This is a genomic window from Streptomyces sp. FXJ1.172, from assembly GCF_001636945.3.
Taxonomy (GTDB): Bacteria; Actinomycetota; Actinomycetes; order Streptomycetales; family Streptomycetaceae; genus Streptomyces.
In genome coordinates, this window is sequence record NZ_CP119133.2 from 1677292 (window position 1) to 1704269 (window position 26978).

Consider the following 26978-nt stretch of genomic DNA (forward strand, 5'->3'; position numbering starts at 1 on the left):
GGGGACTCAGTCCTTGACGGCACCGGCGGTCACGCCGGCGGCGACGTAGCGCTGGGCGAGGACGAGGATGACCGCAGTCGGCAGGGAGGCGACGACGGCGGTGGCCATGATGGCGTTCCACTGCTGGTCGTTGTTGCCGATGTAGTGGTAGATGCCCAGGCTGATCGGCTCGTGGGCGCCGCCGTTGACCAGGGTGGCGGCGAAGACGAAGTCGGACCAGGACCACAGGAACGCGAACAGGGACACGGTGACGACGGCGTTGCGGCTGATCGGCAGGACGATGGACCAGAAGGTGCGCAGCGGTCCGGCGCCGTCGGTCCTGGCGGCCTGGAGCAGTTCGCCGGGGATGCCGGACATGAACGCGGTGAAGATGAGGACGCCGAAGGGGACGGCCAGGGTGGAGTCGGCGAGGATCAGGCCGGGGACGGACTGGAGCAGGCCGAGCTGGAGGTAGATGGCGTAGAAGCCCATCGCCATGATGATGCCGGGGATCATCTGGGCGGCGAGCAGGACGAAGTTCAGGATGCCGGCGCCGCGCGGGCGCAGCTTGGCCAGGGCGTAGCCTGCGGGTGCGGACAGGGCGACGGTCAGGACGACGGTGCCCAGGCCGATGACGAGGCTGGTACCGAGGTAGGGCAGCTGCTCGTCGAGGACGGTGCGGTAGCCGGCCAGGGTGCCGTGGAGGGGCAGCAGGTCCGGCGGGCTCTTGCGCATGAACTGGTCACGGGTCAGGGAGACGTTGAGCATCCAGTAGACCGGGAAGAGCATGATCCCGGTCAGTACGACACCGATCGTGGTCTTCGCCCACGTACGCCTGCGGCTTCGGCTCATGACAGGGCCTGCTTTCTCTGGGCCCGGACGTAGACCAGGCCGAAGACCAGGGCGGCGACCACGAGCAGGTTGCCCACGGCCGCGCCGGGGCCGAAGGCCGGCAGGAGGTTGCCGAAGCCGAGCTGGTACGACCAGGTGGCGAAGGTGGTGGACGAGTCCGCCGGGCCGCCCTTGGTCATGATCCAGATGATGTCGAAGACCTTGAGCGTGTAGACCAGCCCCAGGAGCAGGGTGATCGCGGACACCGGGCGCAGCAACGGGAAGGTGACGCGCCAGAAGCGCTGCCAGGCGTTCGCACCGTCGAGGGCAGCGGCCTCGTACAGGCTCGCGGGGATGGACTGCAGGCCGCTGTAGAGCACGACCAGGTTGAACGGGACACCGATCCAGATGTTCGCGATGATCACCGAGGTCAGCGACCACGAGGGCGAGGTCAGCCAGTTCACCGGCCCGACGCCGAGGGCGTGCAGGGCCGCGTTGACGACGCCCGACTCGCTGCCCAGCATCCACGACCAGGTGGAGGCCGAGACGATCAGCGGCAGCAGCCAGGGCACGAGGAACAGGGCGCGCAGAGTGGCCGACAGCCTGAAGTTCTGGTTGAAGAAGACCGCGAGGGCCAGGCCGATGGCGTACTGGAAGACCAGGCACACGGCGGTGAAGAGCGCAGTGTGGAGCAGGGCCGGGGCGAAGGTCGGGTCGTCGAAGACCGTGCGGTAGTTCGCCAGGCCCGTGAACGGGGCGTCGCCCTGGACGAAGGAGCGGACGGTGTAGTTGCGCAGGCTCAGGTCGAGGTTGCGGTAGAGCGGATAGGCGTAGAAGAGGGCGAGGTAGAGGGTCACCGGGGCGAGGAAGCCCCAGGCGGCCCACTGCGTGGAGGTGGGCCGGCGGCGTTTCCCGCTGCGGGCCGGGGGCGGAGCAGCGGTGGCCGCCCCGTTGCGGACGCCCGCGGTCCGGTGGGCCGGCGGATGTGTCGTCTGCTTCATCGGGCTCATGTCACTTGGCCTCGGCCTGTGCCGAAGTGAGCGCGTCCTTGGGTGACTTGGACCCGCTGAGGGCGGATTGGACGGCCTTCCACATCTGCTCGGAGATCTTGGGGTACTTGATGCCCAGGTCGTCGCTGGTGCGGCCCTTGGCTGCCTTCACCGCGTCCACCCATGGCTTCAACTCGGCGTTCCCCGCCACCTGCTTGTCCTGGACCTCACTGGTGGGGGCCACGTAGGACAGGGTGCTGTCGGTGTCGTGGAGATTGTCGGTGCTGGTCAGGCACGTCACCAGCTTCTGGGAGGTGGTGTAGCGGCCGGTGTCCTTCTGGACCGGGATGGTCACGAACTCGCCGCCGGTCGGGGCCGCGGCGTTGCCTCCATTCGCGCCGGGGATGGGCAATACGCCGTAGTCGAGGCCTGCCTTCTTGGCATTGGAGAGCTGCCAGGTGCCGTTCTCACTGAACGCGAAGTCACCGCCGGCGAACTCCTGCCAGCTGGTCGTCTGGGTGTTGTTGAGCACCGAGTTCGGGGCGTAGCCGTTCTTCAGCCAGTCCTTCCACAGGGAGAGGGCGGACACGGCCTGGGCGGAGTCGAGTGCGGTCAGCTTGGCGCCCGCGCCCCAGAACCACGGCAGGAACTGGAAACTGCCCTCCTCCGTGCCGATCGCCGAGAACGTGATGCCCTTCTTCCCCGCCTTCTTGACCTTCGCCAGCACCGCCGTCAGCGACGTCCAGTCCTTGACCGAGGCGATGTCGACGCCGGCCTCCTTGAGCACCTTCTTGTTGTAGTAGAGGGCAAGGGTGTTGGCGCCGATGGGCGTGCCGTAGGTCTTGCCGCCCGACTGGCCGGCCGCGAGCAGGTTGGGGTCGACTTTCGAGGTGTCCAGCTTGGTGTCGTCGGTCGTGGTGAGCACGCCCGCCTCGGCCAGGGTCGACACCACGGGGTTGTCGACGATGAGGACGTCCGGCGAGTTGCCCTGCTGGGCCGCGAGCAGCGTCTTGTTGCCCAGGTCGCTGGTGTCGAAGGTGGTCCGCTTGATCTTCACGCCTGCCTTGGTGCCGCACTGGTCCAGCAACTTCGCCCAGGCCGAGCCCTTGTCGAACTGCGGGTACGGGTCCCAGACGGTGTACGTGCCGCTGCCGGCGCCGTTGGCGCCGCTGCTGCCCGAGCCGGAGGAGCAGGCGGTGGCGGTGACGGCCACGGCCAGGGCGGTCACGGCCGCGGCGGTCAGACGGAGCTGTCTGGTGGATCTGTCCATGACAGGAGTTCCTTTGTTCGGGACGTGCGGGTGCCGAGGGCATGGGGTGATCCGGAAAAACGGGCACGGCGAACCGCGCTGCCGGGCAGTTCGTGCGTCCGGTGTGGTGAGGCGATCCAGAGGTGAGGAGAGCTACGTGACGTGAGGCGGGATTACGCCGATGCGGTCAGGACGCCGTACCGGCTCCGGCGGGCCCGGTGCTGGCCCGCAGGGAGACGGGCGGTGCGAGGAGGTGGTGCCGGGGCGGCGCGTCGGGGTGGTCGAGCCGCTCCACCAGCAGGTCGACGGCCCGCCGGCCCATTTCCTCCGCCGGTACGTCGGCCGCGGTGAGCTGCGGGGTCACCGTCTCCGCCCATCGGCTGGCGACGACCCCGGTGACGGAGAAGTCACGCGGCACATGGCGGCCCGCCTGGGCGAGCCCCCGGTAGAGGCCACCGAGGGCGGCCTCGTTCAGCGTGACCAGAGCCGTGGTGGCCGGGTCGTCGTGCAGGATCCGCTCCAGACAGGCCTGGCCCGATGCCGCGTCGTCCCCGCAGCAGTACGTCCGCACCGTCAGCCCGCGCTCGGCGGCGGCCTTGGTGAATCCGTCCAGGCCGCGGTGCGCGGACTCGTACCCGGCCCGCAGCAGCTGCTCGGGACGGTTGACGAAGGCGATCCTGCGGTGGCCGAGGTCCGCCAGGTGGTGCACGCAGGCCGCCGCCAGTGCGGTGTGGTCCAGGCCGACCCACCAGCCGCCCTCCGGATGGGCGGTACGCCCGATGGCGACGGAGGGGAAGTCCAGGGCGGCCAGGTGATCGACCCGGTCGTCCTCCAGTCTGATCTCCATCAGGATCGCGCCGTCGACCCGCCGCTCGCCCAGCAGCCGCTGGAACGAGCGGTCACTGTCCACCCCGCTCGGGGACAGCAGTACGTCGTAGTCGTAGGCCGCGGCGGCCTCCACCACACTGCCGATGAAGTCCAGCTGCATGCCGGTGTAGTGGTTCCCGGCCGGCGGGAACACCAGACCGATCGTGCTGGTCCGGCCGTTGGCCAAGGCTCGCGCACTGGCGTTCGGCCGGTAGCCCAGCTCGTCGATGACCTCCTGGATCTTCCGCCGGGTGTCGTCCGACACCGGGCGCTTGCCGCTCAACGCGTAGGACACGGTGCTCCGCGAGACACCGGCCCGCCGGGCGATCTCACCGATGTTCACGGACGGCTCCTTGCTCGAACCGGTTCGACTCCTTGATGGAGTACTCACCGGAAGTGAGAGTGGCGGGGTGGAACGCGAAACGAAGCCAGTTGTCGAACCGGTTCGCGTGAAGCGAAGGTAGGAAGTGTCCCTACGCCTGTCAACACCTCCGGCGGGACTTTTCCGACCCGCGAGGAGGCCGGGAAGACCTTGGGCCGAAGGGATTGCTGGTCAGATGACCCGGTGCTAGCTTCCCGGAACCGGTTCGAAGAAGCGATCCACCCGACGCCCTGGCACCCAACCCCCGGGATTGCAGGCCGCCGTGCCGCCCCCCGGGAAAGCCCCTCCGTTGACACGACACCACGATCGAACCGGTTCGACATCTGCCGAAACCGAGGTTCGAGGACGGCGGGGCACCTTCACCGTGGCGGGAACGGCGGTCGGGCGTGCCGTGAAGACGACCGTCACCGTGGTCCGCGAGGGGCGGCTCATCGCTCACGCATGACGCGTGTGGCGGATGCGGACCAGGTGGGATGCCGACCTCGTGCGTACGCCGCCGGCGGCCGCCGCCGGCCGGCCGGTACGCCTTCTCCGGCTCGGACGGCCTGCAGATGCTGTGCTACCTGCTTCCGGGCCTTGACGGCGAGCTGACGGAGGGTTTCGGACGGGTCAACCGTGTGTGTTACACGAACGTGCCCCGAGCGCGATCTGCCGAGGCTGCTGCGGTGCCGAACACATGCGTCGAGGACGTACGGATGTCGATGGCGACGGGACCGGTGCGTCACGCCCCGCGTCCCGGGTCGCTGCGCGTGGACGACTCGGTCGCGGCACGCGTGATCGCCCGCCGGATGGGTTCGTACCCGGTACAGCGGCAGATGTTGGACTCGACGAGGCCGTGGACGCGTTCCGGGTCCTCCCCGATCGCGGGGTCGGCCTCCAGGACGCCCGCGGCCACCATGAGGAAGCCGGGCGTGCAGAAGCCGCACTGCAACGCGTGCTCGGCGGAGAAGGACCCGCTGGAGCGGGTGGGGCTCGCCGTCGGGTCCGGCCAGTCCTTCCACGGTCCGTACCGAGCTGCCCTCGCACTGCACGGCCAGCATGAGGCAGGACCGGACGGCCTCGCCGTCCACCAGCACCGTGCAGGCCCCGCGGACGCCGTGTTCGCGGCGCATGCGGTCCGCGTCCCGGTCACCCCGGTAGTGTGTACCCCTGCACCTGCGCCCCCTCCCCCGGCGGCCGGCGTCCGGCCCTGGGCGCCCTTGGGGTACGAGGTCGGCCGGCTGGTCGACCACGGAGGGGCCGGCGGTACCGAGGTGCGGGACGACGACGTTCACCCCGCCGGTGGTGGTGCTTCAGGTCACTGACCGCCGTTCACCGACCGGTGTCCACCGGCTGCCGTCGGTCCGCGGGAACGCTCCCCGCTCGCCGTTCGTCTACAGTTCGTAAATCGTCTACATGCCTGTAGTCATTCTTGGGAAGGCCCGGCGCCAATGACCACACCGCTGCATCTCGCCTCGCAGCTGGCCGTCAACGTGCTGGACGCACGATCGCTGCTCACCGCGTTCGGCGTCCTGGGCGTGGGCGTGGTGATGTTCGCCGAGACCGGACTGCTGGTGGGCTTCTTCCTCCCCGGGGACTCGCTGCTGTTCACGGCGGGGCTGCTGTGCACGGGGTCGGCCGGCCAGCCCGTCCACCTGTCGCTGGGACCGTTGCTGGTCGCGGCCGCCTTCGGTGCGCTGGCCGGTGCGCAGTGCGGGTATGTGCTCGGCCGGAAGGCGGGCGGGGCACTGCTCGCCCGCAGCCGTTCGGCACGGCTGCGTGAGGGGGCGCAGCGGGCCGAGGAGTTGCTGGAGCGGTACGGATACGAGAAGGCCGTGGTCCTGGCCCGCTTCGTGCCGGTGGTGCGGACCGTCCTCAATCCGATGGCGGGCGCGCTCGGCGTGCCGGTCCGGACGTTCACCGTCTGGCAGGTGATCGGCGGGCTGGTGTGGAGCCTCGGCCTGACTCTCGCCGGCTACGCACTCGGATCCTCGATACCGAACATCGACCGCTACCTGCTGCCGCTGGTCGCATTGATCGTTCTCGTGTCGCTGATCCCTGTGCTGAGCGAGGTCCTCCGGTCCCGCCGGACGGCCAAGGCGCGGGAGGAGCGCGGATGATCATGGCCTTCGACGGGTCCTCGGTCGACGGATCCGCTTACCTGGACGTCGTTCGCCTGGCCCGGCACTCGCCCGGCTGGCTGGACGCTCTGGTGTCGTTCTGGTCGACGTACGGACTCGCGCTGTTCGCTCTTCTGGCGGCCGTCGGCTGGTGGCGCGCCCGGCGGGTGGGGCCCGCGGCCGCTGTGGCGGCACTGGCGGTACCGGTGGTCGTCATCGCCGCGTACGGCGTCGACTCCGCGCTCAAGCTGGTGGTCCGCGAGGACCGCCCGTGCCAGAGCCTGCACGTGAAGGTTCTGGAGGCGTGCCCCGCCCCCGGCGACTGGTCCTTCCCCAGCAACCACGCGGCGATCGCGGCGGCCGCCGCGGTGGCGCTCCTGTTCGTCTCACGGCGGCTGGGCGCGCTCGGGGCCGCGGCCGCCCTGGCGATGGCGGCCTCACGCGTCTGGGTGGGTGCACACTATCCGCACGACGTCGTCGCCGGACTCGCCGTCGGCGCCCTCGCCGCGCTGCTGCCGATGACCGTGCTGCACAGACATGCGCACACGCTGGCCCGGCGGATCGCATCCGGGCGGCTGCGTCCCCTGCTCGTCGCCGCGTGAACCGACAGCCCGTCGCCGACCCGACCCGCCATGTGACCGAGAAGACCTCTGGAGGATCATGCGCCACAAGATCCTCGTCGTCGAGGACGATCACGCCCTGCGCGACGTACTGCGCCGGGGCCTGACCGAGGAGGGCTTCGAACCCGTCCTCGCCCCCGACGGCGCGACGGCCCTGCGGCTGGCCACCGCCGATGTCGCGGCGGCCGTCCTGGACATCGGACTGCCCGACGCGGACGGACGGGACGTGTGCCAGGCCATGCGCGCGAGCGGCTTCCTCGCTCCCGTGATCTTCCTGACCGCCCGGCACCGGCTCACCGACCGGCTGTCCGGCTTCTCCGCAGGTGGCGACGACTATCTGCCCAAGCCCTTCCACCTCGTCGAACTCGCCGCACGGCTGAGAGCCGCTCTCAAACGAGGCGCGCCGGCTTCGACGGCCACGGTCGGGGACCTCGTCCTGGACCCGGTCGGACACAGCGCCACTGTGCACGGTGTCCGCGTCGCCCTGACCCCGACGGAGTTCCGGCTGCTCGGGCCCCTCGTCGCCGCGGCGGGCTCCCATGTGCCGCGGCGCGAGCTGATCAGGGCGGCCTGGCCCGAAGGAGCGCAGGTGAGTGACAACGCCCTGGACCAGTACCTGACGCGGCTGCGCCGTAAGCTGCGCGAGGCCGGCAGCTCGCTGACGATCGGCACGGCACGCGGGATCGGACACCGCCTGTCATGAATCCCGAACGCGTCCTGCGCCGTCTGGCGCCCCGCACCCTGCGCGGCCGGCTCTCCCTCGTGGCACTGACCACGGCCGCCCTGTTGATCGCCGTCCTGACCGTGGTGTTCAACGTCGTGATGGACAGGCACCTGCAACATCAGGCGGACGACGAACTGCGCAACAGGGCCGCCGCCGTCGCCACGACCGTCGATACCAGGGGCTCGCGGGTGCGCGTCCTGGAGACCTCCAACGACGGTCTCCTCGACGCGAACGTGTGGATCTACGCCGGCCCCAGACTTCTGGAAAAGCCCGCGTCGGCGGTGGCCGGCAGCCCGCTGACGCAGGCCGCCGACCGGCTGGCCGCACGGCGCACCCCGGCGTGCACCGCCGTCGACGGCGAGGGGCACCAGCCCGTCCGCCTGTGCTCCAGGCCCCTGCACGGCCGGCACACCGCCGCAACGGTCGTCACCGCCCTGGACCTGGGCCCCTACCGCAGTTCGGCCGACACCCTGCTGCTGGGATCGGTGATCCTGGACGCGATCATGCTGGCGTGCACCTACGTGCTCACGCGTCTGGCCGTCGGACGGGCACTTCGCCCGGTGCGGACGATGACCGACCAGGCCACCCAGTGGAGTGCCGTGGGCTCCGACGACCGCTTCCGGGCCGAGGAACACCCGGCTGAACTCGCCCGCCTGGGCGCCTCCCTGGACGCACTGCTCGACCGCATCCGCACCGTGCTGCGCCACGAACGGCAGCTCACCGGCGAGCTGTCCCACGAACTGCGCACCCCCCTCACCCGGATCGTCATCGAACTCGACTGGTGGCGCACCCGCCCCCGCTCGGAAGCGGAGACGCGCGCCACCCACGAAGTGATCGCCGAGGCCGCGCAGTCGATGCGCACGATCTGCGACACGCTCCTCGACGACGCCCGTGACAACACGCTGAACCAGCCCACGGCCCCCGGAACGACCGACGTCGTCCCCGTCCTCGACCGCATGATCCAGCGCCTCGACACACCGGACGACGTCAAGGCCACCGTCGTGCCCGGGGCAACGGGGCTTGAGGCAGGGGTCGCCCCCGCCCTCCTGGAACGCATCGTCAGCCCGTTGCTCGCCAACGCCCTGCGTTACGCCCGCTCCGGCGTGAGCGTCGCCGCACGGCGCGTGTCCGGCACCGTACGCATCGACGTGGTCGACGACGGCCCGGGCGTGCCCGAGTCGTTCGCCGGCGAGCTGTTCCAGCCCGGCCGGCGCGCCGACGAGCAGGACGGCCACGACGGCGCCGGCCTCGGGCTGCCGCTCGCGCGACGCCTGGCCCGCGCCGTCGGCGGCGACGTGTCGTACGACCCCGCGCACACGCCCGGGACACGGTTCACGGTGAGTCTGCCGGCCGCCTGACCGCTTCCTCGCGGGTGGCGGAGAGGTGGACGACCAGCCCGAGAACGACCGCCAGGAACAGGGCGCCGGTGACGACGGAGCCGAGGCCGAGGCCGCCGTCGCCGGTGGGCCGGGAGAGGTAGTCACCGATGGAGGCGCCGAGGGGGCGGGTGAGGATGTAGGCGATCCAGAAGCTCCACACCGCGTCCAGGTCCAGCGCGAAGTGCGCGATGGCCAGCGCTGCGATGGCGGCCGCGAACAGGACGGCGGACAGCCAGTACCCGAGGCCCGTCTTCTCGGCGGCCAGGTCGCCGGCGGAGGTGCCGAGGGCGAAGGCGAACAGGACGGCCGGCCAGTAGAACGCCTCGCGGCGGGTGGTGTCGATGTGACGGACCGACAGGGTGCGCTCGGTGCGGTACCAGGCGGCGAGGACGATCACCAGGGCGATCGCGAAGACCGTGGTGGTGGTCTCGAGCGCCAGGCCCATGGTGTCGGTGAGGTTGTCGCTGACCAGGGTGCCGACGACGCCGATCAGCGCGACGGCGAGCCAGTAGACGCCCGGGCGGTGACCCCTGGAACGGAACTGGACCACCAGGACGACGGCCAGCAGGGCGCTCATCAGCAGCGACACACCGGTCAGCCCCAGACCGGCCTTCTCGCTCAGCAGGCCGGCCGCGGTCCCCCCGACCGTCGTGCACAGCACCTTGATGATCCAGAAGTGGACGGTGACTTCCGGCACCTTGTTCCAGCGCGGCCGGTGACGGGCGAGCCCTGCCTGGCCTGCCTCCGGAACCACCTGGCTCTCAGACGTTTCATGGGTCATGCTGCCCGACCGTGCCACCCGGCACCTGAACACATCCTGACCGCCGCCGGCCGCCGCGATCTCCCGGACCAGGGCGAGCGGGGGTCGGGTCCGTCGTCGAAGGCCGGGGCGGTGTCCGGGCGATGGTCACGAGTGCTGATCCCCCTGCCGGTGGGCGTGGTGCCCGGCGAAGCCGTCCACAAGGCCGTTGCCGATGGCACGCATCAGGTCCGGACCGTCGTGCGCCGTCGCCATCCCCGTGCCGACGGCGCACGCCCACACGGCGGTGGCCACCGCGGCGGTCGCGGCCGGCCGGCGCGGTCGCCTCCGCCGCGGCAGCGGGGGCTCTTGATTCCCCTCGGGCAGACCCGTCCGGTGCACGCGCGCGATCTCGGCCGCCGGACCACCGTCCGGGGTCCGGGCGAACAAGGCGAGTCCCGTCGCGCGCTGTTGTGCCCCGAGCGGACCGTCGATCAGGTCGCACAGCGCCGCCTTGAGACCGGCCAGGTCACGAATCCACACGGCCGCGCCTGCTTCGTCCAGGGCGGCCGCGTTGGTCAGCCCGTGCCCCGGTATGCAGCGGTAACTGGCGACGGGCAGCCCCGAGGCGAACGCCTCCAGTGACGTGAGTCCGCCGGCGTTCTGGACGAGGACGTCCGCGGCGTGCATCAGGCCGGGCATGTCCTCGACCCAGCCGTAGGCGTGCTCGATGCCGTCCGCGCGCAGTTGCTCGGCCAGGGTCTCGTTCCGGCCGCACACGACGACCGGAACGGCGGCCCCGCAGTCGCGCAGTTCGCGCGCGACCTTGCGGACCGGTCCGACGCCCCACGACCCCGCGACCAGAAGGGCGAGCGGGGCCCGCTGCGGCAGCCCGAACTCCGCGCGCGCACGGGTGCGTTGCCCGGTGTCGCAGGGGCGGAACCGGGGGTCGGCGACCGGGCCGCACACCCGCACGTCCCGTGCCCCTGCCGCCCGCGCCTGGGCGGCGGGTACGGCGTGGGCGGCCAGGTGGACGTCGACGCCGTCCGCCACCCACAGGGGATGCACCGAGAAATCGGTCAGATACGTCAGGACGGGAACGCTCAGACGCCTCTTCAGGCGCAGGCTGCCCAGGACCCGGCTGGCCCCCGGGTAGGTGGAGACCACCGCTCCTGTGCCCTGGGGAAGGGCACGCAACACCCGGTCCTCGGCCGTGCGGAGCAGTGCGCGCGCGATCGGGCCGCCGCCTCCGGCGCGCTCGGTGCTGGAGTAGATCCGCTGATAGACCCATGGCGCGCGAACGAGCATGCGGTGGTAACCCTCTTGGACGGCACGGCCCAGCTGGGCGGGCAGGAGATCCAGCAGGTCGAACCGGTCGACCGTGAAGCCGTCCGCCGTGAGGCGCCGGGCGAGTTCGGCGGCCGCACCGTCGTGACCGGCTCCGACGCTCGCGGAGACGACGGCGATCCGGCCTGAGTGACGCGTCGTGGCCCGCTGCGGCGGAATCGCGCCCGCGAGGGCGAGTCCGGGCGCCGTGTTTCCGGCGTGGGGCATGGGCTTTCCTCCGCAGCATGAAGGGAGCGACGGAACTCTACGAGATGTAGTAGTCCGAGGTTTGAAGCCGGAGCATACCTCCTACAAGTAGTAGTTGGCCGCCGGTAGCCTGTACGGAAGCGAACGAAGGAAGGCGGACGGTGGAGGACCGAAGGCGCGGGGACACCCGGGGAGCAGCCGGCAGGCGGGCCCGCGGTGAGCTGGAGAGCGATGTGCTCGCCGCGCTCTGGGCCGCCGACGAGCCCCTCGCCGCACGGCAGGTCCGGGAGCGGCTGCCGGGCGACCTGGCCTACACGACCGTGTTGACGATCCTGACCCGGCTTCATGAGAAGGGCATGCTCGTGCGGCACCGTGAGGGGCGCGGCTACGCCTACGAGCCGGCCCGTGACGAGGCGTCCCACACCGCCCAGCGCATGCACTCCCTGCTCGTGGGCGGCGCCGACCGCGAGGCCGTGCTGGCCAGCTTCGTGTCGGAACTGTCGGCGCAGGACGAGCACCTGCTGCAGCAGTTGCTGTCCGGGCAAGAGGAGACACCCGCCGAGAGTGAGCGCTCCCGCCGGAAGCGGTGAGCCGGATGCTGGTCGGCGTCTACGTCCCGTTCGCCGTCACGGCCGTGCCGGCATCGTCTCGCCGGCCGGGGCCGCCGTACGGCAGCTCCGTCATCTCGTGCGGGCGCGGCGGGAGTGCGTCCGCCTGCCCGGAGACACGGAGTTGGCGGTGGTGGACGACGACGTCCCGCCGGCCTTCGCGACGGGTGGCGTGCTGCCGGCGTTCTGCTGTGCCGGCTTGGCCGACGCCGCGTCCGACAGCGATCACATGGTGGACAGCGCGCCGCTCTCGCATCGGCCGGGACGCCGTCCGGCTCCTGCCGCGGCGGTCATGAGCGGCAGAAGCGCAAGGAGCACCGCCCGTAACGGTGCTCCTTGCGGGCAGTCCGCCACCACAGGCCGGCAGGGACGCCGGAGAACCATGAGCGTCCCGCCGTCCCGCTACGGATGCCGGCGTTGGCCGCCGAAGGTGGGTGTGGGCGAGGTGCCCCCGGTGGTGCCGCCGCCGTTGGTGCCTCCGCCGTTGGTGCCTCCGCCGGTTGTGCCGGTGGTGGTGCCGCCGTTGCCGGTGGTGCCGCCGAGGAGTCCGCCGCCGGTCGTGCCGCCGGTCGTGCCGCCGGTGGTGCCGGTGGTGTCGGTCGGGCTCGGGGCGGGGCACTGTTTCTTGTGGTGGCGGCAGGCTCCGGTGGAGGGGCTGGGTTTGGCGGGTGTGCTCGGGTGGGGGTGGGTGTGCTGCGGGTGGCGGTGGGGTGGGCTGGGGGGCGCCGGGTTCGTTGCTGCCGTGGCCGAGCGGGGGTGCGGGCGGGAACTGCTGGACGGGCTGTCCCTGGAGGGCGGCGGTCATGTAGGCGGTCCACACCTCGGTGGGCATGTCGGCGCCGAAGACCTTGGAGAACCCGCCGACGCCCTTCATCGACTGCAGGCCGGAGTTCTTCGGGTCCTCCTTGAACATGGCGACGGAGGTGACCAGTTGCGGGGTGTAGCCGATGAACCAGGCGGACTTGTAGTCGTCGGTGGTGCCGGTCTTGCCGGCCGCCGGGCGGTTCAGGGCTTGCGCGTTGGTGCCCGTTCCGCTCTTGACGACGCCCTGCAGGACGTCGGTGACGGTGCCGGCGGTGGAGGCGGGCATGGCCGTGGTGCCTTTGGGTTTGTCGAAGCCGGGCAGTGGCTGGCCGCCGGCGATGACCTTGGTCACCGAGTACGGCTCGTGCTGGACGCCGTTGTCGTCGAAGGTGGCGTACGCGTCGGCCATGCGGATCGCGGAGGGGGTGGAGGTGCCGATGTAGAAGCCGGGGGTGTCGTACTGCAGGCTCTTGCGCAGCAGGCCCGCCTTGAGGGCCTCGCCCTCCACGTTGTCGTAGCCGACGTACTCGCCGAGCTGGACGTAGGGGGTGTTGACGGACTGTTCCATGGCCTTGCGCAGGGTGATGTAACCCCATTTCGTGGGGACGTCGTTGCGCTGGTGGAGCAGGCCCGAGGGGTCGGAGGGATCCGGCATCTGCCGGCCCTGCTGGTCCTTGACGGTGATGCCGTCGTCGCCGTCGAACTTGGAGTCGGGGGTGATGGGCTGGGGCGCCTGGCCCGGGGAGAGCACGGCGCCGTGGTCGAGGGCGGCCGCCAGGTCCAGGGGCTTGAAGGTGGAGCCGACCGGCACACCGGTGGCGTCCGCGTTGTCGGTCCAGTGGCCCTTGTCCCAGCCCGCCCCGCCGTACAGGGCCACGACCGCGCCGCTGGACGGGTCCAGCGAGGCGGCACCGACCTGGACGTCCTTGTCGGCCGCGCGGCGGCGGGGTCGAGGTGCTTCTTCTGCATCGCCGCGACGGACGCCGCCAGCGCGTTCACCTTCTTCTTGTCGAAGGTGGTGTAGATCTGGTAGCCGCCGTGGCCCAGCTGCTGGTCGGTGAGCGAGGAGTGGGCCTGGACGTACTTCTTCGCGGTGTCCACCAGGTAGCCGGTCTGCCCGGACATCCCCGCCGAGGGGGTGTACGCCTTGGGCGTGGGAAACCGGCGGCCAGGTACTGCTGCTCCTGCGCCTGGCTGATCTTGTTGATGGTGGCCATGCGGTCCAGGACGTACTTCCAGCGGGCCTGGGCCTGGGCCCTGGCCTGGGGGTCGGTGTCGGCGTGCATCAGCAGGCTCGGCTCGTTGACCGCGGCGGCGATGAACGCGCCCTGGCTGACGGTCAGTTCGGAGGCGTGCTCGTGGTAGTAGGCGCGGGCCGCGGCCTCGATGCCGTAGGCGTCGCGGCCGTAGTAGCAGCTGTTGAGGTAGCCCTGCAGGATCTGCTGCTTGGACATCTGGCCACCGATCTTCAGGGAGATCATGATCTCCCTGAGCTTGCGGGTGACCGACTGGTTCTGGGAGAGGTAGGTGTTCTTCACGAACTGCTGGGTGATGGTGGACCCGGACTGCACCTCGCCGCCGGTGGCCATGTGGTAGACGGCGCGGAGCATGCCCTGCGTGTCGACGCCGGGATCGGTGTAGAAGGTGGCGTTCTCCGCGGCGAGGAAGTCCCACTGCACCAGCTTCGGCACCTGGGCCAGGTCCACGTTCTGCCGGTTGGTCGAGCCCTGCGTGGCCATCACCGAGCCGTCGGACCAGTAGTAGGTGTTGCTCTGCTGCTGGGTACTGGGATTGGCACTCGGGATCGTCGTCGTCGCATAGGCGTACCCGAACAGGCCCAGCAGGCCGCCGAAGAACACCAGGAAGGCGCAGGTCACCTGCTTCCACGAGGGCAGCCACCGCCGAAGGCCCTGCCGGCCGGCCCGCGGGTAGTCGATGAGACCGCGCCGGCCACCGCGCCCGGTGTCCGGACGCCGGTCGTCCGCCCTCCGGCGTCCCGCCCGTCCGCCATCGACAGGGGCGGCCCGGACGCCGTGCCGCGAGCCGTCGGGGCCGGACGGCCCCGTCCTGCCAGACGGTTTGCGCCGGTGTCCGCCCATCTTCGCCACTCCTCGACCAGGTTCGAGCCCGTACGCCGCCGCGAAGCCGAACTCGCCGCACCGCTGTGGTCGGCGACGGATGCCCTGGCCCGGGGCGCACTGATGCTCTAACTTCCTACAAAATGTAAGACTAACTGGTGCCCGGACCGCGCCCGCAACCGCCTCTGGGCAAAGCCCCACGACGCGTAGGATCGATCGTGGGGCGCGTACGGGAGGCACAGGAGGGGTCGGGCATGGCTCACGACATCGGTGGCGAGCACGCCGACCGCCGGGCGAGCGGGGCTTTGGAGGCCGAGATCATGGCCGTGCTCTGGAGCGCCGGAAAGCCACTGACCGCCGGAGCCGTCCAGGCTGCCCTCACACCGGCGCTCGCCTACAAGACCGTGCTCACCGTGCTGGGGCGACTGCACGCCAAAGGGATGCTCGAACGCGAGCGCGTCGGCCGGGCCCACGCCTACCTCCCGCACCGGGAAGCGGCCGAGGCTTCCGCCGAGCAGATGAAGACCGCGCTGGAGCGCGGCCACGACCGCACCGCCGTGCTGCAGCGCTTCGTCGAGACCCTCGACCCCGCGGACGAGGCCGCGCTGCGCGCCCTGCTCGGCTCTGGCGAGTGACGCGACCTGCGCTCGAGGTCAGAACAGCCGCAGAGCGTGCAGGCAACGGGCGAAATCCCACGTGACCTCGGCGAAGGCCAGACCGGTCAGGGCGGTGACCGCCAGGGCGGGCGAGAGCGCCACCCAGTGACTGGTCGGACGTTCGGCCTGCAGAGCGCCGACGCGCGCGGTGACCTTGTGCCGCAGATAGGCGAGGGCGCCTTGCGGCTCATGCGCTCGAGTGGCGTCGGCCATCGCGAGTGCGGCCCGGGCCAGGGAACGGGCGGCGAGCAGGCGGCTGCCGGTCGCCCGCGCGGCTTCCTCGTCCGCCCAGCGTTCGATGTGGAAGGTGATGAGGTCGCGCACCGGCCGCAACAGGGGGTTGCAGGCGGCCGTTGTCTCGGCGACCGCCGCGTAGCGGTGGTGCCGGTGGAGCAGATGGGCCCGTTCGTGGGCGAGCAGCACCGCCTGTTCGTCGGCGGGCAGGGCGCGCAGCATGGCGGAGGTCACGACGACTCGCCGTGACCGGCCCGGCAGCGCGTAGGCGTCCGGCCCCTCCGCCTCGATCACGACGAGGTCACCGGCCGCCGGCTGTTGTCTGAGCGGGGCGAGCGCACGTAGCGCGGACCACCGGCGCCTTGTCACCGTGAGTGCCCTGACCATCGACACCGCGAGCAGTCCGGCCGCCAGCGCGCCCAGGGCGCCGGGGACCGGGTCGTCACTGGCCAGGGCGGCCGGGCTGCTGTGCGCCTGGTCCTGGAAGGCGTCGGTGCGTCCCAGCCCGCCCACCGTGACGGCGGTCAGACCCCACACCAGGGCGGCCGTCGCGACGAGGCTCAGCAGGGTCAGTGCGCGCACCGCGGCAGCGGGGGCCAGCCGGCGTCCCAGCTGCGGGCCGAGCATGGCCAGGGCGACCGAGGCCAGGAGAAGCAGGTAGACGGTGATGCGCACAGCGGCTCCGGTCGTCCGCCGGGTATTGAGCACACCGCGACTCGTGCACGCGATCGTGGGGCTGCACGCGCTTGCGGTGTTCAACGCCCATTCCTTACATGTGGCGCCCCAGTAGAGCACGGGTTGGTCACTCGTTCGACCTGCGCCGGGTAAGACCCCCGTGAGTTCTTCTGTCTCACATAATGTGGGAGTTCATCGGGCTCCGCCCACGCCGGGCCCTGTGCTCCACGGCCGGCCGGGGTGCCTGTCATGGCTGCACGAAGGGGAGCAGAGGTGTCCAGCGTGGAACATGGCGTCGTGACGGTGGTGGTCATCACCTACAACGACGCCGGACGAGTCTCGGAGGCGGTCGCCTCGGCTCTCGCACAGGGCGATGCGGTCGGCGAGGTCGTCGTGGTCGACGACGCGTCCACCGACGACACGCCCCGCCTGCTGGAACGGCTCGCAGCCGCCGACCCCCGGGTACGCGTCGTACGCCGGGCCGGCAACAGCGGCGGGTGCGGAACCCCGCGCAACGACGGTGTCGACGCGGCCCGCTTCCCGTGGCTCGTCTTCCTGGACAGCGACGACGTGCTTGCGCCGAAGGCCGTGGACGCGCTGCTCGCCGTCGCACGACGGCATGACGCCGATGTGACGGCGGGTCTGTGTGTACGGCGCGAGCTGCCCGGTGGACGTGAGATCCCCTGGCAGCAACAGCTGTTCACCGCGGAGTCGGTGCACGACGGGGTGGCCCGGCGCCCCGAGACGCTGTGGGACACGCTGTCGGTGAACAAGCTGTACCGCCGGGAGTTCCTGGTGTCCCGGCGGATCCGTTTCCCCGACGGCGCGGCGCACTACGAGGACTTCGTCTTCACCGCGCGTGTCTACGCGGCCCGTCCGCGCCTCGCCGTCACCCCCGAGACCGTGTACGTCTGGCATGTGCGCTACGGCACCGGTCAGGCCTCGATCTCGCTGCGCCGGGACCGGATCCGGAACTGGCAGGACAGGGTCAGCGCCCATCAGCAGGTGCTGGAGATCATGCGGGACAGCGGTGAACGGGATCTGCTGGTCGCCGCGCAGACCAAGTTCCTGGAGTTCGATCTCGCCGTCTACCTGCGCGAGCTGCCTCAGCGTGCGCCGGAGTACCAGGACGCCTGGTGGCGCATCTCCCGCGAGCATGTACGCGCCTTCGAGGAGGAGGCCGTGTCCCGGGCCACGCCCGCGGCCCGCTGGCGCACCGCGGTGCTGCTCGGACGCGAGCGGCAGGCCGCGGACCTGCGACGGCTGGCCGAGCTGGCGGCCGACCCGCCGCGGCTGCCGCCCCCGTACGCCGGTGACGCGCGAAAGCCGCTGTGGGACGAGGTGCGTTCCGCCCCGGACGAAGCGGGCGAGATCGTGCTCGACGGCCTCGCCGAGGCCCCGGTCGCACAGCTGCCGTTCTACGTCACCGCGGATGTGGACGCGGGCCGCCGGCTCCTGCTCGAACTGCGGTTGCCCGAACTCTACGGCAGGACCACACAGGCCGGCCCGCAGCGCGCGACCGTCGAGTTCCGGCACCGGGTGACGGACACGGCACACCGGTGCGAGGGGACGTGGGAGACCTTGCCCGGCGGCGAGGGCCGGCGTGCCGTCGTGGCCGTCGACGCGGCGGCGCTGTGTGAACACGGCACGATCACCACGTGGGACGCCTGGGTGACGCTGGCCTTCCGGGACGGCCGGCCGGTCACCCGGCCGCTGCGCGCCGGATCAGGCCTCAGACGGCTGGTGCGGCTCGGCCGGCGAGGACGGCCGCTGCTGCTGCAGCCGTATGCCACCAACAGCGGCTGTCTCGCCCTGCGCGTCGCCGACGGCGTCGTCGGAATGCGCACCGTTGTCGCCGGGCGCCTCGCCCGCCGCGTGCGGCGCTGACCGGCGACGGGTTCAACCACCGGACGGCGTCGGGTTGTCCGGGTCGGCCGGCTCCCCCAGGAAGACGCTGCGCACGACGCGTTCGGCCGCGCGTCCGTCGTCGTGGGGGCAGAAGCGGTCCCGGAACCGGGCGAGCCGCTCCGCCGCCTCGGGCCCCGTGTGCTCGCCGCTGCGGAACACCTCGGCGAGCGCTTCCTGCGTGGTGGCGACCGCGCCGGGCCCCTCGGCGAGGACGTCGACGTAGACCCCGCGTGAGCGCCGGTACGTCTCCCAGTCGGGCGCGTAGATCACGATCGGCCGGTCCAGGACGGCGTAGTCGAACATCACGGAGGAGTAGTCGGTGACCAGGACGTCGGAGGCGATGCACAGGTCTTCGACGGACGGGTGGGAGGAGACGTCCACGACGCCCCGGGACGAGGAGGTCCTCGGGAGGTCGAAGTAGTGCGAGCGCACCAGCAGGACATGGTCGTCGCCGAGCTGGTCGGCGAACCGCTGCACGTCCAGTACGGGCGCCCTCTCGCCTTGGTGGTCGCGGTGGGTGGGGGCGTAGAGGACGGCGGTCTGCCCGGGCGCGATGCCGAGTTCGCCACGCACCCGGTTCGCTTCGTCGAGGGAGGCGTTGACCAGCCGGTCGACGCGCGGATAGCCCGTCTCGAGCACCTGGTAGCCGCCGGGGTAGACCCTGGTGAACACCTCGGTGGTGTGCGGGTTAGGCGAGACCAGGACGTCCCACCTGCCGCACTGCTCCACCAGCCGGTCGAAGTTCATACCGCGTGCGGCGGCGGGATGGTCCCGCAGGTCCGTCCCCATCTTCTTCACAGGGGTGCCGTGCTGTGTCTGCACCAGCACCGCGCCACGCCGTTTGGGCAGGTCGTACGGGAAGTTGACGTTGTTGACCAGGTACTTGGCCCGTGCCATGGTGCGCAGGAAGCGGGGGGTTCCCTCCACCACGTACTCGACCCCCGGCGGGACGGACGCCGTCCGGTCCTTGGCGACCACCCACACTCCGCGGATGCCGGGCGCCAGTTCGCGGGCCTTCTCGAAGATGGCCGCGGGGTTGCAGGCGTAGCCGCGGTTCCAGTAGGCGGCGTAGACGGCCAGGGTGTCGTCGGCGGGAAGCCGCAGGCAGGCGCGGTAGTAGGCCCGCCGCAGCGCCGTCGCCGCGAGCCGGGGTGCCCGGCGGGCCGCACCGCGCGCCCGGCCGGGGGCGGTGCGCAGTGCGAGCCGAAGCCGGTTCACCGGCTCCAGCGCCGCGTACGCGGGATAGGCCCCTCGCTCCACCAGGCGGTACTGCAGTCCGCGCAGCCCGGACGGGTGGGAGTGGTCAAGCGGCCGGAACCGCCGGAAGTGCTCCGACGTCCGCCCGAAGAATTCGCGTCGCAGATTCTCCGGCACCAGGCCGGGAGTGGCGAGCACGGTCGTCGCATGGCGCACGGTGCGGTCGAAGACCGCCTTGCGGAACGGCTCGGCGGTCGTGGTCTCGCGGTCGATGAAGGCGAAGATCTGCTCGTACTGGCCGAAGAGATCGAAGTGTTTCGGGCTGGCGGTGCTCGTGATCGCGCCCTCACGTCCGCGCCGGTAGTGGTAGCAGACCCGGTCGAGCATGCTGATCCGGCGCGCTGCGAGCAGCGTGGGATAGGTGACCGAGATGTCTTCGTAGTACCCGTGCCCGAACTCCAGGTCCAGGCCGAGCAGGAAGTCCCGGCGCAGCACTCTGCTCCACGCGGTCATGATGAGGTCCAGGGTGCTGGGCCGCTCCCCCAGCGTGAACGTCTCGGGAGCGTCCCGGAACAGATGGGCGCGCACGTTGCGCTGCACGCTTCCGTCCGGGTTGACGAGAGCATGGTCGACGAGAAGCACATCCGGACTGGTCCGCCGCAGCCGCTCGGCGACCGCGGCCAGCGCCCCGGCCGTCAGCCGGTCGTCGCTGTCGACGAACCAGACGTACTCGCCCTTGGCCCGGGCCAGGCCCTCGTCGCGCGCCCGGCCGAGCCCGACGTTCTCCGGCAGGTGCACGACGCGCAGCCGGGAATCCCCGGCCGCGTACTCGTCGAGCAGGGCACCGCTGTCGTCGGGGGAACAGTCGTCCACCGCCACCACCTCGACGCCCCTGAAGGATTGCGACGCTCCGAGCAGGGAGTCCAGGCATTCCGGCAGGAATTCCTGCACCTGGTAGACCGGCAGGACGACGCTGATGAGCACCTCCTCCTCGGACGGCTGGGCGGCTGGGCTGTCGCTTGTTGCCATATGTCCTCCAGGCGAGTGTCGGTGGCTGCCGTGCGCGACCGGACCTGTGACTGACCAATGCCCGGACGATTCTCCCCGCAGGTCCCGCGAAGGCCGTGGGATGCGCGTACCGGGCGGAACGTCATACCGGTCGCGCCGGCCCGACGCGATCCATCGGCTCGGGTCGCCGGACGCACGTGTGCCCCGGGAAACACGGCGGTCCCGGACCCAGACTAGTCCTACAACATGTAGGACTACCAGCGGAAAGCCGGCGTCCGACGGGGGCGGCAGCCGGCTCAGGGATACCCGGAAGAGTGACCACCGCAGCAGCCGGCGACCGCGAGCCGGGTGAAGCCCCGGATGCCGACTGCCCCGGCGCAGGGAATGTGCCGGGGCAGTCCGTCGTCCCGGTCGGTCAGCCGAGTGAGGTGAGGAGCGTGTCGAGTGCCTTGACCTCGGTGGCCTTGTCGGGGTTCGGGGCGCGCAGTGACGTCAGGACCTGGTCGATCTCGCCGTCGAGGAAGTGCCACGCCTTCTCGCTCTTGGGCTCGAGAGTGGGCTGGTCGTCGTCCCAAGCGGACTCCAGGTCGGTCACCCGGGTGGTCGCGGCCCGCTGGTCGCCCGAGTTGAGCTTCGCCAGAGTGTCGGCCGTGATCGTGCGGAACTTCGCGATCTCAGTCGCCGGGAACGGTGACGTCGCCTGCTTCGGGGTGAGATGGGTGGTGACAGGCGCGGGCGCGTCATCGCCGGCCGCCGCCGCGTGGGGCTGGTTGTGTGCCCAGACGAGAAGCGCCGCGGTCGCGACCGCCACGACGGCGTAGTAGCCGAGCATGACCCGCTCACGTGCCGGGTTCGGCGCCTGGGGGGTGTCGGCCGGGTCCTGGGTTTCGATGACGTCGCTCCGGCTGAGCGTGAGGTACACGACCGTGGCAAGGATGGCGGCCAGGAAGATCACGCTGGTCACCGCGGTGCCGAGGCCCAGGCCGCCGTCGCCGCCGGGCGAGCCGAGCCAGTCGCCGAGGTTGGCGCCGAGCGGGCGCGTGAGGATGTAGGCCAGCCAGAAGGAGAGCACCGCGTTGGCACCGAGGCGCCATCCGAGGACGATCGCGACGATCAACCCGAGCGGCAGGAACACGGAGACGCCCGGGCTCCAGCCGGTCAGGTCCAGGGTCCAGTCGCCGGTGGCGGTGCCGAGGGCGAACGTGACGAGGACCGCGAGCCAGTAGAAGAGTTCGCGGGGACGGGTGGTGATGCTGTGGACCGACAGGGTCCGCTCGCGTGCGTACCAGATGCCGAAGACGACGGCGAGGACACCGGCGAACACACTGCTGCTCAGGGCGAGGGGAACGCCCTGGCTGTCGGTGAGGATGTCGGTGTAGAGGGTGCCGGTCACACTCACCACCACGACGGTGAGCCAGTACACGAACGGGATGTAGCGTTTGGTGCCGAGTTGCCAGGCCATGACGCCGGCCAGCACGACGGTGAAGATCAACGCGGTGTTGATCAGGCCGACACCGAGGTTCATGTTGATCCAGTCGGCGAAGCTCTCGCCGACCGTGGTGCACAGGATCTTGATGATCCAGAACCAGATCGTGACCTCGGGCACCTTGTTCAGCATCTGCCGGCCAGGCGTCCGAAGACTCTCGGAGGAGCGGCGGTGAGAGGCCGCCCCGGCCCGCTGCCGGTCTCCTTGCTGGGTGCCTGCCCCTGGAACCACAGGACTCTCAGACGTTTCGTAGGTCATGCCGCCCGACTGTGCCATCGGGTACCTGAACGCATCCTGACTGCCGTCCCCGCCCGTCCCGCCCGTGCCGCACGGGCAGTATGGCGGCCGTCGGCCCTCGTGCGCGGGCGGCCGGGCGCACAATGAGTCCATGGCGGGTCGCTGGCAGTTCTGGATCGATCGCGGCGGCACCTTCACCGATGTCGTGGCGGTGACGCCGGGGGCCGGGGTGGTCAGCCGCAAGCTGCTGTCCGAGCGCCCGGAGTCGTACCGCGACGCGGCGGTCGCCGGGATCCGGCAGGTGCTGGAGCTGGAGCCCGACGAGCCGGTCCCGGCCGACCGGATCGAGGTGGTGAAGATGGGCACCACCGTCGCCACCAACGCGCTGCTGACCCACACGGGCGAGCCGACCGTCCTCGTCACCACCCGGGGATTCGCAGACGCCCTGCGCATCGCCTACCAGAACCGGCCGCGCATCTTCGACCGCCGCATCCTGCTTCCGCAGGCCCTGTACGACCGTGTGATCGAGGTGGAGGAGCGGATCGACGCGCACGGCGGGCCGGTCCGGCCGCTCGACCTGGACGCCGCTCGCGAGGCGCTGCGGGCGGCGTACGAGGACGGGTTCCGCAGCGCCGCGGTCGTCCTCCTGCACGGCTACCGTCATCCCGGCCATGAGGCCGCCGTCGCCGAGGCCGCCCGCGCGATCGGCTTTTCGCAGGTCAGCTGCTCGCACGAGGTGAGCCCGCTGATCAAGCTGGTGCCGCGCGGTGACACCACGGTGGTGGACGCCTACCTCTCGCCGATCCTGCGCCGCTACGTCGACCAGGTGGCCGGCGAGCTGCACGGCGTGCGGCTGATGTTCATGCAGTCCGGGGGCGGTCTGCGTGAGGCCGGGCATTTCCGGGGCAAGGACGCCGTGCTGTCCGGCCCGGCCGGCGGCGTCGTCGGCATGGCACGGGCCGCGACCCGGGCCGGCCTCGGCAGGGCGATCGGGTTCGACATGGGCGGCACCTCGACCGACGTCTCCCACTTCGCCGGCGAGATCGAGCGGGTACTGGGCACGCAGGTGGCCGGGGTGCGGATGACCACGCCGATGACCGACATCCACACCGTCGCCGCCGGCGGCGGCTCGATCCTGCACTTCGACGGCATGCGCTACCGCGTCGGGCCCGACTCCGCCGGCGCCGACCCCGGCCCGGTCTGCTACCGGCGGGGCGGGCCGCTGACCGTCACCGACGCCAACGTCATGCTCGGCCGCATCCAACCCGCCTTCTTCCCGCGGGTGTTCGGCAAGACGGGCGACCGGGCGCTGGACGACGAGGCGGTCCGCGCACGCTTCACGGAACTTGCCCGGCAGACCGCGACCGCGACCGGTGAGCACCGCAGTCCGCAGGAGGTCGCGGCGGGCTTCCTCGACATCGCCGTCCTCAACATCGCGGGCGCCGTCAAGAAGATCTCCGTCCAGCGCGGCCGGGACATCACCCACTACGCGCTGGTCAGCTTCGGCGGTGCGGGCGGCCAGGTGGCGTGCGCGGTCGCCGACCGGCTCGGCATCGACACCGTCCTGGTCCCGCCGCTGGCGGGAGTGCTGTCCGCGTACGGCATCGGCATGGCCGACGCGGTCGCGCTGCGCGAACGCTCCGTCGAGGCCCCGCTCGACGCGCCTGAGACGGCCGCGCGCGTCACGGCCGTACGCGCCGAACTCGAGGAACAGGCCCGCGCGCAGCTGCACGAGGACGGAGTGCCGCCGGAGACGGTGCGCACCACCGCTCGCGCGCTGCTGCGCTACGAGGGCACCGACTTCTCCCTGCCCGTGGCGCTCGGCACGGCCGGCCGGATGCGGGCCGCCTTCGAGCGCGACCACCGGGACCGCTACGGCTTCACCATGGACAAGCCCCTGGTCGTCGAGGCCGTCGCCACCGAGGCCACCGGTTCCTCGGGCCCGCCCGCCACCGGCACAGGGACGCTCGCCGAGGACACGGTGGCCGCCCCGCCCGCACGGCACGGCCCGCTGCGCCCGGCCGCCACGGTGGAGATGTTCACACAGGGCCGCCGGCAGCCCACCCGCCTGTTCCGCCGCGAGGACCTCCGCCCCGGCGACGGCGTCGACGGCCCGGCCATCATCGCCGAACCGGACGCGACCACCGTCGTCGACCCCGACTGGCGGGCCACCGCCGACGCCCACGGCCACCTCCTCCTGGCCCGCACCAGGCCCCGCCCGTCCCGCGTCGCGGTCGGCACCAGCGTCGACCCGGTGCTGCTGGAGGTCTTCAACAACCTCTTCATGTCCGTCGCCGAGCAGATGGGCGTCCGGCTGCAGAGCACCGCCCACTCCGTCAACATCAAGGAACGCCTCGACTTCTCCTGCGCCCTGTTCGACCCGGAGGGCAACCTCATCGCCAACGCGCCCCACATCCCCGTACACCTGGGATCGATGGGCGAGTCCATCAAGGAGGTGCTGCGCCGCAACACCGGCACCCTGCGGCCCGGCGACGTGTACGCCATCAACGACCCCTACCACGGCGGCACCCACCTGCCCGACATCACCGTCGTCACCCCGGTCTTCGACGAGCCGGGGGAACATCTGCTCTTCCTCGTCGCCTCGCGCGGCCACCACGCCGAGATCGGCGGCATCAGCCCCGGTTCCATGCCCGCCTTCAGCACCACCATCGACGAGGAGGGCGTGCTGTTCGACAACTGGCTGCTAGTGCGCGACGGCAGCTTCCGCGAGACCGGGACCCGCGACCTGCTGACCGGCGCCCGGTACCCGTCACGCGACCCGGACACCAACCTCGCCGACCTGCGGGCCCAGATCGCCGCCAACAACAAGGGCATCCGCGAACTGCGCGCGATGATCGACCAGTTCGGGCTCGACGTCGTCCACGCCTACATGCGGCACGTCCAGGACAACGCCGAGGAGTCCGTGCGCCGCATCATCGCCACCCTCCACGACGGCGAGCACCGCTACGAGACGGACAACGGCGCCGTCATCCAGGTCGCCCTGCGCGTCGACCGCGAAACCCGCGGCGCCGTACTGGACTTCACCGGAACCTCACCCCAGCAGCCCGGCAACACCAACGCCCCGACGTCCGTCGTCATGGCGGCCGTGCTGTATGTCTTCCGCACCCTGGTCGCCGACGACATCCCCCTCAACAGCGGCTGCCTGAAACCCCTCGACGTCCGCATCCCCGACGGCTGCATGCTCGCGCCCGCCCACCCGGCCGCCACCGTCGCCGGCAACGTCGAGACCTCCCAGGCCGTCACCGGCGCCCTGTACGCCGTGCTCGGCGCCCAGGCCGAGGGCTCCGGCACCATGAACAACCTCTCCTTCGGCAACGACCACGTGCAGTACTACGAGACCATCGCCTCCGGTTCCGGCGCCGGCGACGGCTTCGACGGCGCGGACGCCGTACAGACACACATGACCAACTCCCGCCTCACCGACCCCGAAGTCCTCGAATGGCGCTACCCGGTACGGGTGGACGACTTCCGCATCCGCGAGGGCAGCGGGGGCGCGGGCCGCTGGCACGGCGGGTGCGGCGTGGAGCGCCGGATCCGTTTCCAGGAACCGATGACCGTCGCGGTCGTCTCCGGCCACCGCCGTATCCCGCCCTACGGCATGGCCGGCGGCCGGCCCGGCGCCCTCGGCGAGAACCTCGTCGAACGCGCCGACGGCACCGTCACGCCGCTGCGCGGCTGCGACACGGCAGACGTCGCCGCCGGAGACGTGCTCGTCATTCGCACCCCCGGCGGAGGCGGATACGGCCGCCCCGAGGAGGAGGAAGAAGAGGAGACGGCGGAGAGTCCGTGATGAGATCTCGGTGACCGTGGCCGACGACCTCCCGCTCGCCGTCCGCCTGGTGCATGGCGTCGAGGGTGTGGTGGGCGTGGGCTGCCGGATCACCGCGACCTGATCGACATCGCTGGGCCGGCGGCTCTGCCTCAGGCCGTGCGGGCCCGGGCGGCGTCGGGGAAGCCCGCTTCGGGGTCCGGGGGGCCCGGCGGGCCGGTCAGGGCGCACTGCACGTCGACGACGCCCGGCACCGCCCGGGCGAGCCGGGCGGCCGGCATGATCAGGATGGGCTCGCGGACCTGCCCGGAGAGTGTGACGACGCCGTCGTGCACCTCGACCCGGATCGCGTCGGCGTGCGGGCCGAAGAGCCGGACGACGATCTCGCGCCGCACCTCCTCGGCGATGTCGGCGTCGTCCCGCAGGAAGACCTTCAGCAGGTCGCAGCGGCTGACGATGCCCTTCAGGGTGCCGTCGCGGCCGACGACCGGCAGTCGTTTCACCCCGGTGCGGGCCATGATGCGGGCGGCGTGGGCGAGGGGGGCGCCGGCCCTCACGGTGACGGCGGGCGCGGTCATCAGCTCGCCCGCGGTCACCGCGTCCGCCTTGTGCAGGTCGCGTACACCGGCGAGGTGCGCCGACTGACCGTACCCTCCGATGTCGTCGCCGCCGTACTCCTGCCTGGACAGCAGATCGGCCTCGGAGACGATGCCCACGACCACTCCGGTGCCGTCCAGCACGGGCAGGGCGCTCACCTGCCACTCGCGCATGGTCTTCACGATGTCCTTGAAGCCCGCCCCGGTGCGCAGGGCGACGACCCGGCGGGTCATCACGTCGTTCACTGCCGTCGGGGTGCCGTTCATGGCATCCTCCACGGGCTCGGCTGCCGACATCGGACACCTTCAG

At 71.3% G+C, this 26978-nt stretch carries 23 protein-coding genes; 10 read left to right on the forward strand and 13 right to left on the reverse strand.

Annotated features, from left to right (window positions below; all coding sequences use genetic code 11):
- Positions 1–6: 6 nt before the first annotated feature.
- The 5 genes from A6P39_RS07510 to A6P39_RS07530 all read right to left on the reverse strand — a co-directional run bounded on the left by A6P39_RS07510 (position 7) and on the right by A6P39_RS07530 (position 5195).
- A complete protein-coding gene (locus A6P39_RS07510; protein WP_067044360.1) occupies positions 7–831 on the reverse strand; it encodes a carbohydrate ABC transporter permease in 825 nt (274 codons plus the stop codon).
- The gene (locus A6P39_RS07515) at positions 828–1811 is read right to left on the reverse strand and encodes a carbohydrate ABC transporter permease (protein WP_067044426.1); all 984 of its coding nucleotides are present in this window, start codon (positions 1809–1811) and stop codon (positions 828–830) included. The genes A6P39_RS07510 and A6P39_RS07515 overlap by 4 nt, the downstream gene beginning before the upstream one ends.
- A gap of 10 nt (positions 1812–1821) precedes the next feature.
- Complete coding sequence (locus tag A6P39_RS07520; RefSeq protein WP_067044356.1) at positions 1822–3069, reverse strand: sugar ABC transporter substrate-binding protein; 1248 nt, start codon at positions 3067–3069, stop codon at positions 1822–1824.
- Between the two features lie 166 nt (positions 3070–3235).
- Positions 3236–4258 (reverse strand): LacI family DNA-binding transcriptional regulator, encoded by a 1023-nt coding sequence (locus A6P39_RS07525; protein ID WP_067044353.1) that lies wholly within the window; start codon positions 4256–4258, stop codon positions 3236–3238.
- 760 nt (positions 4259–5018) lie between these two features.
- Positions 5019–5195 (reverse strand): 2Fe-2S iron-sulfur cluster-binding protein, encoded by a 177-nt coding sequence (locus A6P39_RS07530; RefSeq protein WP_234378830.1) that lies wholly within the window; start codon positions 5193–5195, stop codon positions 5019–5021.
- A 13-nt stretch (positions 5196–5208) separates the two neighbouring features.
- Here A6P39_RS07530 and A6P39_RS07535 point away from each other — a divergent pair, with 13 nt between their 5' ends.
- The 5 genes from A6P39_RS07535 to A6P39_RS07555 all read left to right on the forward strand — a co-directional run bounded on the left by A6P39_RS07535 (position 5209) and on the right by A6P39_RS07555 (position 9098).
- A complete protein-coding gene (locus A6P39_RS07535) occupies positions 5209–5601 on the forward strand; it encodes a hypothetical protein (RefSeq protein ID WP_275883828.1) in 393 nt (130 codons plus the stop codon).
- Positions 5602–5727: 126 nt separating this feature from the next.
- Positions 5728–6396 carry a DedA family protein gene (locus A6P39_RS07540; RefSeq protein ID WP_067044350.1) on the forward strand — a complete coding sequence of 223 codons (669 nt, stop codon included), beginning with the start codon at positions 5728–5730 and terminating at the stop codon, positions 6394–6396.
- A complete protein-coding gene (locus tag A6P39_RS07545) occupies positions 6393–6998 on the forward strand; it encodes a phosphatase PAP2 family protein (RefSeq protein ID WP_067044348.1) in 606 nt (201 codons plus the stop codon). The genes A6P39_RS07540 and A6P39_RS07545 overlap by 4 nt, the downstream gene beginning before the upstream one ends.
- 58 nt (positions 6999–7056) lie before the next feature.
- Complete coding sequence (locus A6P39_RS07550; protein ID WP_067044345.1) at positions 7057–7719, forward strand: response regulator transcription factor; 663 nt, start codon at positions 7057–7059, stop codon at positions 7717–7719.
- Positions 7716–9098, forward strand: coding sequence for a sensor histidine kinase (locus A6P39_RS07555; protein ID WP_067044342.1), 1383 nt, complete (start codon positions 7716–7718; stop codon positions 9096–9098). Before A6P39_RS07550 ends, A6P39_RS07555 begins: the two co-directional genes overlap by 4 nt.
- On the opposite strand, the gene A6P39_RS07560 is transcribed toward A6P39_RS07555, so the two are convergent.
- Together A6P39_RS07560 and A6P39_RS07565 are read right to left on the reverse strand one after the other, a co-directional pair.
- Complete coding sequence (locus tag A6P39_RS07560; RefSeq protein WP_067044339.1) at positions 9073–9900, reverse strand: COG4705 family protein; 828 nt, start codon at positions 9898–9900, stop codon at positions 9073–9075. The two genes, A6P39_RS07555 and A6P39_RS07560, sit on opposite strands and share 26 nt — an antisense overlap.
- Positions 9901–10026: 126 nt before the next feature.
- Complete coding sequence (locus A6P39_RS07565) at positions 10027–11412, reverse strand: MGDG synthase family glycosyltransferase (protein WP_067044336.1); 1386 nt, start codon at positions 11410–11412, stop codon at positions 10027–10029.
- A 140-nt stretch (positions 11413–11552) separates the two neighbouring features.
- Between A6P39_RS07565 and A6P39_RS07570 the strand changes: the two genes are divergently transcribed.
- Positions 11553–11981, forward strand: coding sequence for a BlaI/MecI/CopY family transcriptional regulator (locus A6P39_RS07570; RefSeq protein ID WP_067044333.1), 429 nt, complete (start codon positions 11553–11555; stop codon positions 11979–11981).
- 19 nt (positions 11982–12000) lie between these two features.
- Here A6P39_RS07570 and A6P39_RS07575 read toward each other — a convergent pair whose 3' ends face one another.
- Together A6P39_RS07575 and A6P39_RS07580 are read right to left on the reverse strand one after the other, a co-directional pair.
- Complete coding sequence (locus A6P39_RS07575) at positions 12001–13680, reverse strand: penicillin-binding transpeptidase domain-containing protein (RefSeq protein WP_275883829.1); 1680 nt, start codon at positions 13678–13680, stop codon at positions 12001–12003.
- Positions 13681–13798: 118 nt separating this feature from the next.
- Positions 13799–14680 (reverse strand): biosynthetic peptidoglycan transglycosylase, encoded by an 882-nt coding sequence (locus tag A6P39_RS07580; RefSeq protein WP_275883830.1) that lies wholly within the window; start codon positions 14678–14680, stop codon positions 13799–13801.
- A gap of 210 nt (positions 14681–14890) precedes the next feature.
- Here A6P39_RS07580 and A6P39_RS07585 point away from each other — a divergent pair, with 210 nt between their 5' ends.
- A complete protein-coding gene (locus A6P39_RS07585; protein ID WP_267893296.1) occupies positions 14891–15013 on the forward strand; it encodes a hypothetical protein in 123 nt (40 codons plus the stop codon).
- A 122-nt stretch (positions 15014–15135) separates the two neighbouring features.
- A complete protein-coding gene (locus tag A6P39_RS07590; RefSeq protein ID WP_067043391.1) occupies positions 15136–15516 on the forward strand; it encodes a BlaI/MecI/CopY family transcriptional regulator in 381 nt (126 codons plus the stop codon).
- Between the two features lie 18 nt (positions 15517–15534).
- Here the strand turns inward: A6P39_RS07590 and A6P39_RS07595 are convergent, their stop codons facing one another.
- The gene (locus tag A6P39_RS07595; protein WP_067043388.1) at positions 15535–16446 is read right to left on the reverse strand and encodes a M56 family metallopeptidase; all 912 of its coding nucleotides are present in this window, start codon (positions 16444–16446) and stop codon (positions 15535–15537) included.
- A 282-nt stretch (positions 16447–16728) separates the two neighbouring features.
- Between A6P39_RS07595 and A6P39_RS07600 the strand changes: the two genes are divergently transcribed.
- Complete coding sequence (locus A6P39_RS07600; RefSeq protein WP_234378809.1) at positions 16729–18333, forward strand: glycosyltransferase family 2 protein; 1605 nt, start codon at positions 16729–16731, stop codon at positions 18331–18333.
- A 12-nt stretch (positions 18334–18345) separates the two neighbouring features.
- Here A6P39_RS07600 and A6P39_RS07605 read toward each other — a convergent pair whose 3' ends face one another.
- Positions 18346–20580 (reverse strand): bifunctional glycosyltransferase/CDP-glycerol:glycerophosphate glycerophosphotransferase, encoded by a 2235-nt coding sequence (locus A6P39_RS07605; protein ID WP_067043382.1) that lies wholly within the window; start codon positions 20578–20580, stop codon positions 18346–18348.
- A gap of 394 nt (positions 20581–20974) precedes the next feature.
- Positions 20975–22165 (reverse strand): COG4705 family protein, encoded by a 1191-nt coding sequence (locus A6P39_RS07610; protein WP_234378808.1) that lies wholly within the window; start codon positions 22163–22165, stop codon positions 20975–20977.
- A gap of 268 nt (positions 22166–22433) precedes the next feature.
- Between A6P39_RS07610 and A6P39_RS07615 the strand changes: the two genes are divergently transcribed.
- On the forward strand, positions 22434–26093 hold the full coding sequence (locus A6P39_RS07615) for a hydantoinase B/oxoprolinase family protein (protein ID WP_067043376.1): 3660 nt from the start codon (positions 22434–22436) through the stop codon (positions 26091–26093).
- Between the two features lie 131 nt (positions 26094–26224).
- Here A6P39_RS07615 and A6P39_RS07620 read toward each other — a convergent pair whose 3' ends face one another.
- Positions 26225–26935 carry a CBS domain-containing protein gene (locus A6P39_RS07620; protein ID WP_067043412.1) on the reverse strand — a complete coding sequence of 237 codons (711 nt, stop codon included), beginning with the start codon at positions 26933–26935 and terminating at the stop codon, positions 26225–26227.
- Positions 26936–26978 lie beyond the last annotated feature (43 nt).

Excerpts from the sequence above, each read along its gene's own strand:
- A6P39_RS07510 (WP_067044360.1), bottom strand. The coding sequence starts at position 831 with ATGAGCCGAAGCCGCAGGCGTACGTGGGCGAAGACCACGATCGGTGTC.
- A6P39_RS07515 (WP_067044426.1), bottom strand. The coding sequence starts at position 1,811 with ATGAAGCAGACGACACATCCGCCGGCCCACCGGACCGCGGGCGTCCGC.
- A6P39_RS07520 (WP_067044356.1), bottom strand. The coding sequence starts at position 3,069 with ATGGACAGATCCACCAGACAGCTCCGTCTGACCGCCGCGGCCGTGACC.
- A6P39_RS07530 (WP_234378830.1), bottom strand. The coding sequence starts at position 5,195 with ATGGTGGCCGCGGGCGTCCTGGAGGCCGACCCCGCGATCGGGGAGGAC.
- A6P39_RS07540 (WP_067044350.1), top strand. The coding sequence starts at position 5,728 with ATGACCACACCGCTGCATCTCGCCTCGCAGCTGGCCGTCAACGTGCTG.
- A6P39_RS07545 (WP_067044348.1), top strand. The coding sequence starts at position 6,393 with ATGATCATGGCCTTCGACGGGTCCTCGGTCGACGGATCCGCTTACCTG.
- A6P39_RS07550 (WP_067044345.1), top strand. The coding sequence starts at position 7,057 with ATGCGCCACAAGATCCTCGTCGTCGAGGACGATCACGCCCTGCGCGAC.
- A6P39_RS07555 (WP_067044342.1), top strand. The coding sequence starts at position 7,716 with ATGAATCCCGAACGCGTCCTGCGCCGTCTGGCGCCCCGCACCCTGCGC.
- A6P39_RS07560 (WP_067044339.1), bottom strand. The coding sequence starts at position 9,900 with ATGACCCATGAAACGTCTGAGAGCCAGGTGGTTCCGGAGGCAGGCCAG.
- A6P39_RS07565 (WP_067044336.1), bottom strand. The coding sequence starts at position 11,412 with ATGCCCCACGCCGGAAACACGGCGCCCGGACTCGCCCTCGCGGGCGCG.
- A6P39_RS07590 (WP_067043391.1), top strand. The coding sequence starts at position 15,136 with ATGGCTCACGACATCGGTGGCGAGCACGCCGACCGCCGGGCGAGCGGG.
- A6P39_RS07605 (WP_067043382.1), bottom strand. The coding sequence starts at position 20,580 with ATGGCAACAAGCGACAGCCCAGCCGCCCAGCCGTCCGAGGAGGAGGTG.
- A6P39_RS07615 (WP_067043376.1), top strand. The coding sequence starts at position 22,434 with ATGGCGGGTCGCTGGCAGTTCTGGATCGATCGCGGCGGCACCTTCACC.
- A6P39_RS07620 (WP_067043412.1), bottom strand. The coding sequence starts at position 26,935 with ATGAACGGCACCCCGACGGCAGTGAACGACGTGATGACCCGCCGGGTC.